The organism is Flavobacterium tructae (genome assembly GCF_002217475.1).
In the GTDB taxonomy this organism is placed as follows: domain Bacteria; phylum Bacteroidota; class Bacteroidia; order Flavobacteriales; family Flavobacteriaceae; genus Flavobacterium; species Flavobacterium tructae.
The window spans coordinates 92,899-105,324 of record NZ_MUHH01000023.1; the positions used below are offsets into that span (position 1 = coordinate 92,899).

Genomic DNA, 12,426 nt, shown 5'->3' on the forward strand with positions numbered 1-12,426 from the left:
AATGCGAAAATAAACAATTATAAAGTGTTTTTTGAGAGTCTGCGCGATTTTATTTCAATTTGCGTACTGCTTTCTTGCGGTCTAACCTGACCCATTTTAGATCAGTTTCAACCTGTTGCTTTTCTCAGCGATTAAAAACCTTCAAAGCTAGTCCCTTTTCTAAAATTCGTGACTAATCTTTACTATTAGTCACGAATTATTATCTCAATTACTTCAATTTATTCAGATACATGTTTACTACGTTATCCAAGCCCAGATAAAGAGCTTCTGAAATCAAAGCATGGCCAATAGACACTTCTAACAATCCCGGGATATTTTGTTTGAAGAACTGAATATTATCCAAACTTAAATCGTGACCTGCATTAATCCCTAAATCCAATTCATTAGCCAGTTTTGCCGCTTCAACATAAGGATCAATTCCGTTTTTATTCCCTAAACCGTATTGATGTGCAAAAGCTTCCGTATACAACTCAATACGATCTGTTCCTGTTTTTTTTGCTCCTTCTATAACTTCCAGCACCGGATCGACAAAAATTGAAGTTCTGATTCCGTTTCGTTGAAACTCCTGGATAACTTCCGTCAGATACGATTGATTGGCCACAGTATCCCAACCTGCAGACGAGGTAATCGCTCCAATTGCATCAGGAACCAGAGTCACCTGTGTTGGTTTACATTCTAAAACCAAATCGATAAAATTATGCTGAGGATTTCCTTCAATATTATATTCGGTATATACAATTGCTTTTAAATCGCGTGCATCCTGATAGCGAATATGACGCTCGTCCGGACGTGGATGGATTGTGATTCCCTGGCTTCCGAAATTCTGAATATCTGTCGCAACTTTTAATAAATCAGGAACATTTCCGCCGCGTGCATTTCGCAACGTTGCAATTTTATTGATATTTACACTTAACTTTGTCATATAAATAGATAATTAATTCTGGTAACACTATATTTGTTACGACAAAAATACAAAGTAAAACGTAGCGTTTTTTGCTATTTTTTGATTATTTTGCATGAAATATCTTCAATAGATTTATGACAGAAATTACAAACTATATCACCAATGATTTCAGAGCGATTGATAGTCAGGAAACGATAGCATCGGTTCAGGACTTTTTTGCTGATTTGAGTTTTTCGCATTTTCCGGTTTTGGAAAACGGAATTTTTATTGGAAGTATCGCCGCCGATGATGTCGAAACTTTTGATACAGACAAAAAAGCCATTGACTACAAATATACGCTGGAACGTTTTTTTGCCCGAAAATCTATGATTTGGCTTGACGTTCTGGAAGTATTTGCTAAAAATCATACCAATACAATCCCGGTTCTTGACGAAAACAACACCTATATTGGCTATTATGAAATGGAAGACATCATGAAGTTTTTTCAGGAAACTCCTTTTTTAAAAGAGCAAGGCGGTATTATAATCGTTCAAAAAGGGCTTTTGGATTACTCCATGGGACAGGTTACTCAAATTATAGAAAGTAATAACGGTAAAATCCTCGGATGTTTTGTCTCTGAAGCTGACTTAGAAAATGTTCAGATCACCATAAAAATTGGTATAGGACCTATGAATGAAATCATCCAGACTTTTAGACGATACAATTACGAAATCATATCCGAACATCAGGAAGACGCTTATATCAACAGCTTAAAAGAACGTTCTGATTATCTGGACAAATACCTTAACATATAAATTATTAATGTGTCAATAAGCAAATTAGTTGATTAGATAATCTTCGCATTGACAAATTATCCGATTAACACATTGACAAATTATCTAATTAACGAATGAAAGTAGCCATTTACGGGCAGTATTACCAAAACAGTACAGGCCCCATTATTAAAGACATTTTTATTTTTTTCAATTCCAATAATGTCGAAATGGTAATTGAAGAAGACTTTCTGAAAATGCTCTACGAAAAAGAACTTGTTAAAAAGGAATATAAAACCTTTTCTTCTTCTACTTCGTTAGACGACAGTTATGAAATGCTCATTAGTATTGGTGGTGACGGAACTATTTTAAGAGCCGCAACTCTGGTTCGCAACTCAGGAATTCCAATACTAGGCATCAACGCCGGAAGATTAGGGTTTCTGGCAACAGTTCCCAGAGAAAGTATCGATAATTTTTTACAATACATCATCGACAAAAATTACACGATCTCCGAAAGAACTTTATTAAGCTTGACCTGTGATCCTAAAAATGAAGCCATCGAAGACGACTTAAACTTTGCAATGAATGAAGTCACCGTCAGCCGAAAAGACACCACGTCTATGATTACAGTTGAAACGTATTTAAACAACGAATACTTAAATTCATACTGGGCAGATGGTTTAATCATTTCAACGCCAACCGGCTCGACCGGCTACTCATTAAGCTGCGGTGGTCCTATTCTGACCCCTAATGTTGAGAGCTTAGTGATCACTCCTATTGCGCCGCACAATTTAAACGCAAGGCCATTGGTTATCCCGGACAATACCGAAATCAAACTTCGCGTTACCGGAAGAGAAGACCAGTATTTAGTTTCTTTAGATTCCAGAATCACCTCTGTAAAAAATGACTCCGTTCTAAAAATTAAAAAAACCGATTTTAAAATAAAAATGGTGGAAATACCGGGCGAAACTTTCCTGAAAACATTGAGAAAAAAACTGCTCTGGGGAGAAGACAAGAGAAATTAAGCGCTTTTCTGAATTACCACTATACGATAATACTACATTTTCCCGTTCTGCATATAGCGAATCATTACCAAATAGCTCAAAATCATATTATAAATTGAAAAAAAAGCACATTTAGCTAAACAAACTTTGATTCGAATCGATAATTATTATATTTGCACGCAATTTTGAATTAAATGAAGAAAATTTTTAATTTATTGTTATGTTTTTTCCCCTTTATCACACTAAATGCTCAAATCAATGAGATTGGTGTTTTTTTAGGTGGAAGCAACTTTGTAGGAGATGTAGGCAAAACTACCTATATTGCACCAGAAAAACTTGCTTTTGGCGTCTTGTACAAATGGAACAAAAGTCCGCGTCACTCCTATCGTTTTTCGTATACACAATCAACCGTTACAGCAAACGATTTCGATTCATCTGAAACAGGAAGAAACAGAAGAGGCTATAGCTTTAAAAATAATGTAAAAGAACTTTCAGCGGGTCTGGAATTCAATTTTTTCGACTTTAATCTGCATGATTATCACAGAAAAATAACTCCGTATATCTTCTCCGGGCTTAACTTTTTTATGTACGACAAATTGTACCGCTTTACATCAAGTCCAACCGTAACACAATCTATAAGTTCAAGTTCGTTTGCCATACCTATTATATTAGGTATAAAATCAAACATAACTCCAAGTATTGTTCTGGGAGCTGAAGTTGGAGCACGATATACTTTTACAGATGCTATGGATTCCAGTAATCCAAATACAAAAAACACAAACATATTACAGTTTGGAAATTTAAATAATAATGATTGGTATGTCTTCTCTGGTATTACTTTAACTTATACCTTTGGAGAAAAACCTTGCTATTGCGCAGAATAATAAAAATGAATTTACTAGAATCAATAGATAAAACAAATTTACCTCAACACCTGGCCATTATTATGGACGGGAATGGCCGTTGGGCAAAACAACAAGGTTTTTTAAGAGCATTTGGTCATGAAAACGGAACAAAATCTGTAAAAAACACTATAAAAACATGTGCCAAACTTGGTATTGAATACCTGACGCTATACGCTTTTTCGACAGAAAACTGGAATCGTCCGAAACTGGAAGTCGAAGCACTGATGAAAATTTTGATCAATTCCTTAAAAAAAGAACTTGGAACCCTGCAGGAAAACAACATCAAACTTAATGCTATAGGGAACCTTGAAAAATTACCAAAATCAGCTCAAAAAGAGTTGTTGGATGTAATCGAAAAGACCAAAAATAATACCCGTCTGACCTTAACTTTAGCATTAAGTTACGGATCAAGAGAAGAATTGGTACAAGCTGTTAGAATCATCAGTGATAAAGTTAAAAATAATATAATTTCAATAGACTCTATTGACGATTCAATTATAAATGAGCATCTTTACACGCAAAATTTACCTGACGTAGATTTATTAATAAGAACAAGTGGAGAGCATAGAATAAGTAATTTTTTGCTATGGCAGATCGCCTATGCAGAACTATATTTTACTAATGTCTTATGGCCAGACTTTAAAGACCAAGATTTATATGAGGCTATTATTAGTTATCAAAAAAGAGAACGTAGATTTGGAAAAACCAGTGAACAAATTAAATAATTTTTTAGTGTTGCAAAAAAGAATACAAATAGTCTTTACCCTACTTCTTTTGGGTAGTTTTTCACAAATTAAAGCGCAGGAAAGAGTTCCTTTTGATCAGGGGAAAAAATATATTCTTGCCAAAGTTTCTGTTGTTGGTAAAATAAGCTTTAACGAACAAACAGTTGTTACTTTTTCCGGTCTTCAAAAAGGACAGGAAATTGCTGTTCCGGGTGAAGAAATTAGTGGGGCTATTAAAAAATTAGGCAAACTTGGCCTTTTTGACGAAATCTCTTTTTATGTTAACAAAATCGACAACGACAGTATCTATCTGGATCTGAACATTGTCGAACTCCCTAAATTAAACGAAGTTAAATTCGTTGGTATCAAAAAAAATAAAATCGAAGGGTTAATTAAGGACAATAATCTGACCAAAAACAAAATTGTCAACGAAAACTTAATCACGACAACTAAAAATTATATTGAAAATAAATATAAAAAGGAGGGATTTTACAACACTAAAGTTACCATTACCAATACTCCTGACAGTACTGCAGGCAATCATGTAAACATGCTTGTACGGGTAGACAAAGGAGATAAGGTCAAGATTAGCAGTATCGATTTCATCGGAAACAAACAGCTTAGCGGAAATCAGTTGCGAGCTGCTATGAAAGATACCAAACAAAAGAACGTACTCCGTATCTTAAAGTCTTCTAAATTCATCCCTGAAAAATATAAAACTGACTTAGAAAAAGTCGTTGCTGCTTATAAAGAAAAAGGATATCGTGATGCCCGTATTATTTCTGATTCTGTTAAATACGACAAGAAGAAAAATATGCTGGCCATCAAAATTAATGTGGAAGAAGGAAACAAATACTACTTCGGAAATATTAAATTCTTAGGAAATACAGTCTATTCAGATCAATTATTAAACCGTTATTTAGGAATCAAAAAAGGGGAAACTTACAACGGTGTTTTACTGGAAAAACGTATTGCCGACAAGACAAAACCTGATGCTGAAGACATCACAAACTTATACCAAAACAATGGTTATTTATTCTCTAACATTAATGCTGTAGAGGTAAAAACAGTAAACGACACCATTGATTTTGAGATCAGAGTTACAGAAGGCCCTATCGCATACTTCAACAAAATATCGGTTGTAGGAAATGATAAAACAAACGATCACGTTATTTATCGTGAATTAAGAACTAAACCGGGAGAAAAATACAGCAAAGAACAGTTAGTTCGAACAATTCGTGAAATTGGACAATTAGGATTCTTTGACCCTGAAGCCATTGATCCAAAATTCAAAAATGTTGATGCTGCAGCAGGAACTGTTGACATTGAATACCACGTTGTAGAAAAAGGATCTAGCCAGGTAGAACTTCAGGGAGGTTATGGCGGTGGAGGTTTCATTGGGACCCTTGGATTATCATTCAACAACTTTTCAGCAAGAAACCTGTTCAATAAAGAATCTTATAAGCCATTACCAATGGGTGACGGTCAAAAAGTAGCACTTCGTTTACAGGGAAGTACTTATTTCCAAACCTATAGTGTGTCATTTTCAGAACCATGGTTTGGAGGAAAAAAACCTGTACAATTTAGTTCTTCTATTTCATACAGTAAACAATTCCTAAACAATTTCGCGACCAGACGTGTAGATAAAAGCAAAAGTTTCAACATCCTGACCTTACAGGTTGGTTTAGCTAAAAGACTTACCGTGCCGGATGATTACTTCGTATTATCACAATCTGTAAGTTACCAACATTATGATTTGAACAATTATAACACAGGATTGTTTACCTTTGGTAACGGAGCGTCGAGAAACTTAGCGTATACTATTGGACTTTCCAGAAGTAATAAAGGGGTTAACCCAATATTCCCGACTTATGGTTCAGACTTTAGTATTTCAGCAAAAATAACTCCTCCATATTCATTGTTTAACGGAATTGATTACGGTGACCTACAAAATCAAAAAGAATATAAAACACAATATACAGGAGCTCCAAAATCTGGTGATGATGGCAAACCATTGAACACTGGAGATTACACTAAAACGGAAATCGTAAACGGAACACCAAGAGTTGTAAGTGTTGGTTCTGATTACGCAAGTGCAGATGTTGACCAGGGGAAAGTCGATCAAAAAAGATACAATTGGCTGGAATATTATAAAATTAAGTTCAAAGGAGAGTGGTTTACCAAACTTTATGGTAAATTAGTACTACGTACGCTAACAGAGTTTGGATTCATGGGAGCCTACAATCAGTCGAGAGGTCTTGTACCGTTTGAGCGTTTCTATTTAGGTGGAGACGGAATGGCAAACTATTCGATGGATGGTAGAGAAACGGTACAGTTGAGAGGTTATGAAAACAACTCTTTAACTCCTGTAAATGCAAATGGAGAACAGATTGGAGCTACAATCTATAACAAATTCTCTATGGAGTTACGTTATCCGATTACATTAAAAGCTTCTGCATCGATTTATGCATTGGCGTTTTTAGAAGCTGGTTCATCATACCCAACTTTTAAAGCTTATAACCCATTTGATTTGAACCGTTCTGCGGGTGTTGGTTTACGTGTATTCATGCCGGCATTTGGATTATTGGGTATTGACTGGGGTTACGGTTTCGATCCTCAACCGGGAGAAACTAAGGCACATGGTAAAGAAATTCACTTTATCATTGGGCAACAATTCTAAAAAAAAACAATAGTTGGTTAAAAATTTTCAAATAAAGTAATGTTATGAGAAGACAATTTTTATTTATATTTTTAGCCCTGATTGTAGCAAATACAAGTCAGGCTCAAACAAGAACGACAAGGATTGGCTACATCGATATGGAGTATATTTTAGAAAATGTTTCCGATTACAAAGAGGCTAAGGCTCAATTAGAGTTAAAGGCTCAAAAGTGGAAACAGGAAATAGAAACCAAAAAACTGGACATCAATAATCTTAAAGAAAGCCTTAAAGCCGAAAGAGCTTTACTGACAAAAGAGCTTATTGATGAGAAAGAAACCGAGATTAAATTTCTCGAAACTGAAATGATGGATTATCAACAAAAGCAATTTGGTGTTGACGGAAATCTGATGCATCAGAAAGCTGGTTTGGCAAAGCCAATACAAGACCAGGTTTTTACTGCAGTTCAGGATATTGCCGAAGCAAAAAATTATGACTTTGTCTTTGACAAATCATCTGATTTAACCATGCTTTTTAGCAATAAGAAATTTGACATCAGCGATCAGGTAATCCGTATTTTAAACCGTACGGACAAACGAGAGCAACTGACCAAAAAACAATTAAAAGATCAGGAAGCCAAAGAAAAACTGGAAAATGCAATTGATGAAAATCCGGCAATGGCAGACCGACAAAAAGCTCTTGATGACAAAAAAGCAGCCAGAGCAAAACTAATTGAAGACAGAAGACTTGAGCAGGAAGCCAAGAAAAAAGAATACGAAGACAGAAGAAAAGCATTAGCTGCTGAAAGAGATGCTAAAAAAAATGGCACGGTTTCTGAACCTGCCAAAACAGAACCTGCTAAAACGGATGGTACAACAGCTAAACCTGCTACCACTGTTACGCCAACTGAAGGAACAGCACCGGCTCAGCCTGCTGTAAATAAAGCCGAAGAAAGACAAAAGCTTTACGAACAGCGCAAAAAAGAATTAGAAGACAGAAGAAAGAAAATTTTAGAAGAAAGAGAAGCGGCGAAAAAAGCAAAAGAAGCCGAAACACAAAAATCAAATACGACCAATAATTAATTAATATTTTTAAAAATGATGAAACAAATCAAAACTTTACTAATTGCTGCAATACTAGTTTTAGGAGCAAGCAACACGATGAACGCGCAAGCTAAGGTAGCTCACGTTGATGTTAGCGAGATTATGTCGAAAATGCCTGCAATGCTAGACGCTCAAAACCAACTGCAAAAATTAAGTGGTACATATGATGCTGAATACAAAAAAATGGTTGACGAATATCAAGTAAAAATCAAAAAATACGAAGGTGAAGCTGCAACTGTAACTGATGCTGTAAACGGAGAACGTTCTAAAGAAGTTCAAGACATGCAAAAAAGAATTGTTGACTACAGAGACAACGCTCAAAAAGAATTACAACAAAAAGAAACTGACATCGTAAAACCATTAATGGAAAAAGTAAAAGCTTCTATCCAAAAAGTTGGAAAAGCTAAAGGTTTCCAATACATTTTAGACGGTTCTACTTTATTATTAGCTGATGGTCCAAACATTACTGCTGATGTAAAAAAAGATTTAGGATTCTAATAAACGAATTCCTTACATAAAAAACGGTCCGTACTTTAAATTGTACGGACCGTTTTTTTATACATCTCACCGAAATAGGATAAATGCTTCTCTTTAGAGATCAGGCTTGCGCCCTTTCAGGGCTTTACAATGATTATTCTTATTGATAGTGCGTTGCACTATGATATTGCTGAGGCTCTTTCAGAGCAATGAGTTTCGAATAATTCAATCTGAGAGTCAAACCATAAACCAATTGCTTTTAAAAAAGTATTCTGGAAAACTTCTCTTTCAATCACTCCAAAATCTAACTCCCCATCCACAAAAACATAGCGAACCTTACCGAAAACATTGCGCTCTTTGCGGTTAAATCTCTAAATTTTTATCTGAGTTAAAATGCCGTTAAAAAACAAAACATCCTACGATTTCCTTTCAATTGGGATATGCATTTATATCAAAAAACATTAAATTTGTCCTATGACAAACAACAATCCTATAGGCGTTTTTGATTCCGGTATTGGAGGAACTTCCATCTGGAACGCCATTCATGACCTGCTTCCAAACGAGAAGACTATTTATTTAGCCGATAGCAAAAATGCTCCTTACGGTCAAAGAACAAAAGAAGAGATTGTTGCTCTAAGTAAAAAAAATGTAGATTTTTTACTGGAACAAAACTGCAAACTAATTGTGGTTGCCTGCAATACTGCTACGACCAATGCGATTCGCGAACTTCGTGCTGATTATGACATTCCCTTTATCGGAATTGAACCGGCAATTAAACCGGCTGCCAACAATTCGAAAACACAGGTTATTGGCATATTGGCCACGCAAGGAACGCTGAACAGTGAACTGTTCAATAAAACTGCCGAAATGTTTCAGCATACCACTATTATCGAACAAGTAGGTCACGGGCTCGTTCAGCTTATTGAAGACGGGAACTTATATTCTCCGGAAATGACTCAGTTACTGGAATCCTATTTGCGACCTATGATTGAGGCCAATATTGATTATCTTGTTCTGGGATGCAGTCATTACCCTTACCTGATTCCGCAAATCAAAAAGATACTTCCGGAACACATTCATATTATCGATTCAGGAGAAGCGGTTGCCAGACAAACGCAAAACATCCTGCGCGAAACTGTTGGTTTTACTGCTAATCCGAAAAGCGAACCCGTATTTTATGTCAATTCAAATCCAGAAGTTTTAAAATCTATTTTAGACCATAAATATCCTGTTATCGAGAAAGATTTTTAATTCTTTACTCAAATTTTCGCTTAACGAACCAAATTCCGTCCAAGGATAAATTAAGGGATATTTTATGATAATTTTCTTTGATCAGGTTATCCGAAACCCTTCCTCTTTGTCCGTAGGAATAGGAAATATTTAAAGACGAATAGGTATTTTCAAGAGGTAAATTAAGTCCTATTGAAATTGCGGCATTATGGATTTTTTTACCATCGATTTCCAAATAACCGGTGTCAAAGTTTGCTCCGGCAGCATACTGAACTCTATCCCAATATTTACGGATATTTTTCCTTCCACTGTATGTAAATCCCAGGGCAAACCGATCCTGATTTACGAAATTGCCATACAATTCAGATTGATTGGTACTGCCCCACAAGCTTTTTTCATAATCCAGCGTCATGTTTAAGTTGTTCTTAAAACGTTTACTGATCCCGATCCCCATTTCCAAAGGCATATAATAATCGTCTGTATCTGAAGCCACATCAGACTCTATAGTTGTCACAACATCATCAGCAATAGTTTGAACAGTTTGAACTTTGGATGCTTTAATCCGGGTCGGAACCTTAAATGTTGTTGCAATGATAAGAGTAGAATCAACATGGTACTGCGCACCTAATGTTGCCCGAAGACCACTGTAATGTGTCTTTTTCTGAATGCTTGTAATGGAATTCATAATTAAGAAACTTCTGTTGTCTTTTGTATTTCCAAACAACACAGATGCTGAAGCTCCAACAGACCATTTCTTACCAAATCGGTAGCCGTAAGACAAATCCAGATTATTTAATCCTCCGGAACCAGTCGCCGTTAAGTAGTAAAAATCCTGGCTGTTTTCGATAGGCAATTTTAAATTCGATATTTTAAAAGCAGCACTCGAATAAGGGCGAATCGCAATACTAAATCCTGAATTCTTAGTAACCGGAAAGGCAAATGCCAAATGCGAAAACTGAAAATTATTGCGGCTTTCGCTTCTTAAACTGCTTTGATAAGTAGTCGAAATGGATTTTCCTCCAACATCAAACATAAAATGATTCTGTGGCAAATATCCCAGTGATGCCGGATTTAGATTGTTGATAAAAGTGGCAGAAGGCATAGCAATTCCTGAAGATCCAATAGAAGGAATGTTTCCAAAATCAGAATCGTACACACTTCCTAAACCATACAGCGAGTAAGGAGAACTTGAAATGCTTTGAGAAAACGACGTGAGCGACATCAAAATGAGGCAGCTTAAACAGGCAATTTTACTTTTCATTTAATAAGAGATATAATAAATTTTAAGCTGGAGTTTATTGTTCAAATGTTTCTGATCGCCTAGAACAATCCGGTTAACTGTCTTAGAAATCCCGGGTAAAGAGAGAATAAGAGAAGATCTGGAACTAGATTGCTTCAGCATTTCTTTCTGCAGGAAATAACCAATCGGCACCGAATATCCCACATTTTCATTGAATTCATCCTTCTTCTTGTTGAGAATACCAAATACGGCAGTTCCGGCCGAATTGACCAACGAAGTACTGATTCGGTTTAAATTATCGCTTACATAAACTTTCAAAGAATCTTCCAACGGATATTTTTCTGAGTACGTATTGTTTACCGGCTTTAAAAACAATTGCGCGTCTACAATCGCCCCGTTAGTCGAAATACGTTTCAATTGTTTGATGTTCGGAAAATCAATCCGACAGGCAACTCCGGTACCGGACTGAATAAATCCCTGACGATTGGTTAGTACGCTGGAAAGCTTACTATTCGGAGCAGGTAGATTTTGAATTAGGGTTCCTGTCTTATCTAACGAGATGGAATTAAATTGCTTTTGAGCGTCCGAAATCTTGAAATCCATGATATACGGAACTTCTTCAGTATTTGCCTGATATTTGGAATAATACAAACGTACCTTACTCGATGCAACATGAAAGCCAATAACGTTTGCCGAATTTGAAACAGAAGGAACCACAACAAGCCCTTTTAAATATTCACTAAAACTATCAAAATCTGTGATTTCTCTTTTTTTGAGTTTCTGAAAAAGAGCCGCCCCGAAAGTACTGCTCATCTTAATATTAATAGAATCTTTCCCGGCTGGTCTGGGTTTATACAAAATGCTCCCCAGGCTCTCATCACTATAATTTAAAACCGAATTATTATAGAAGTTTTTGTCATTAGTATTCGGCTTTACTTTCTCTGTTAAGCGATGAATATCTAATGTCTGAACTTTCGTGGTATCTCCGTAATAATATTTATCATATTTCAGAATCATCGCAATAGAATCAAAAACATAATTGGTAGATTCTGTATCAGATCCGTCATTTTTTAAAGAATAAGAATCGGACGCCAACTGAAAATAACTGCTCGATTTTACTTTTCCATAAATAGGATCTTCATAACTTCCAATTAAAATACGATTTTTCCCAGAAGTAATCAAAGAGTCAAAATTTATTGTAGACATCTCCACAGTCATGGTATCAATCAAAATAACTTTATTGCCTACAGCCAGATAATCAGATCCCACTACAAACTCACCCGCATCTGAGTCGGTTCCGCATGAAAACAGGGTCATTGTCAAAAATAACATTACGATGTACTTGTGCATATTCTAATTTTTTGGGCAAATATAAATGGCACTCTTTCGCGCCACATCATAACATATACCGTCATGCATTTTTACACTAT

11 protein-coding genes are annotated in these 12,426 nt (G+C 35.8%); 8 read left to right on the plus strand and 3 right to left on the minus strand.

The window, feature by feature from the left end:
• Positions 1–208 precede the first annotated feature (208 nt).
• Positions 209–922, minus strand: coding sequence for a pyridoxine 5'-phosphate synthase (locus tag B0A80_RS11070; RefSeq protein WP_017497925.1), 714 nt, complete (start codon positions 920–922; stop codon positions 209–211).
• A 116-nt stretch (positions 923–1,038) separates the two neighbouring features.
• Between B0A80_RS11070 and B0A80_RS11075 the strand changes: the two genes are divergently transcribed.
• From B0A80_RS11075 to murI, 8 genes are all read left to right on the plus strand, one after another.
• Positions 1,039–1,698, plus strand: coding sequence for a CBS domain-containing protein (locus B0A80_RS11075; protein ID WP_070905630.1), 660 nt, complete (start codon positions 1,039–1,041; stop codon positions 1,696–1,698).
• 95 nt (positions 1,699–1,793) lie between these two features.
• Positions 1,794–2,681 (plus strand): NAD kinase, encoded by an 888-nt coding sequence (locus tag B0A80_RS11080; RefSeq protein WP_017497923.1) that lies wholly within the window; start codon positions 1,794–1,796, stop codon positions 2,679–2,681.
• A gap of 173 nt (positions 2,682–2,854) precedes the next feature.
• Entirely contained in the window at positions 2,855–3,544 is a 690-nt protein-coding gene (gene porG, locus B0A80_RS11085; RefSeq protein WP_089077322.1) for a type IX secretion system protein PorG, read from the plus strand.
• Between the two features lie 5 nt (positions 3,545–3,549).
• On the plus strand, positions 3,550–4,290 hold the full coding sequence (locus B0A80_RS11090; RefSeq protein WP_070905629.1) for an isoprenyl transferase: 741 nt from the start codon (positions 3,550–3,552) through the stop codon (positions 4,288–4,290).
• The gene (locus B0A80_RS11095) at positions 4,223–6,970 is read left to right on the plus strand and encodes a BamA/OMP85 family outer membrane protein (RefSeq protein WP_070905628.1); all 2,748 of its coding nucleotides are present in this window, start codon (positions 4,223–4,225) and stop codon (positions 6,968–6,970) included. The genes B0A80_RS11090 and B0A80_RS11095 overlap by 68 nt, the downstream gene beginning before the upstream one ends.
• 44 nt (positions 6,971–7,014) lie before the next feature.
• Positions 7,015–8,028 carry an OmpH family outer membrane protein gene (locus tag B0A80_RS11100; RefSeq protein WP_017497919.1) on the plus strand — a complete coding sequence of 338 codons (1,014 nt, stop codon included), beginning with the start codon at positions 7,015–7,017 and terminating at the stop codon, positions 8,026–8,028.
• 15 nt (positions 8,029–8,043) lie between these two features.
• Positions 8,044–8,547, plus strand: coding sequence for an OmpH family outer membrane protein (locus B0A80_RS11105; protein ID WP_017497918.1), 504 nt, complete (start codon positions 8,044–8,046; stop codon positions 8,545–8,547).
• 453 nt (positions 8,548–9,000) lie between these two features.
• A complete protein-coding gene (murI, locus tag B0A80_RS11110) occupies positions 9,001–9,777 on the plus strand; it encodes a glutamate racemase (protein WP_017497917.1) in 777 nt (258 codons plus the stop codon).
• 4 nt (positions 9,778–9,781) lie between these two features.
• On the opposite strand, the gene B0A80_RS11115 is transcribed toward murI, so the two are convergent.
• Together B0A80_RS11115 and B0A80_RS11120 are read right to left on the minus strand one after the other, a co-directional pair.
• The gene (locus B0A80_RS11115; RefSeq protein WP_089077323.1) at positions 9,782–11,017 is read right to left on the minus strand and encodes a PorV/PorQ family protein; all 1,236 of its coding nucleotides are present in this window, start codon (positions 11,015–11,017) and stop codon (positions 9,782–9,784) included.
• On the minus strand, positions 11,018–12,346 hold the full coding sequence (locus B0A80_RS11120) for a DUF4270 family protein (protein WP_233430738.1): 1,329 nt from the start codon (positions 12,344–12,346) through the stop codon (positions 11,018–11,020). It abuts the gene before it with no gap.
• Between the last annotated feature and the right edge of the window lie 80 nt (positions 12,347–12,426).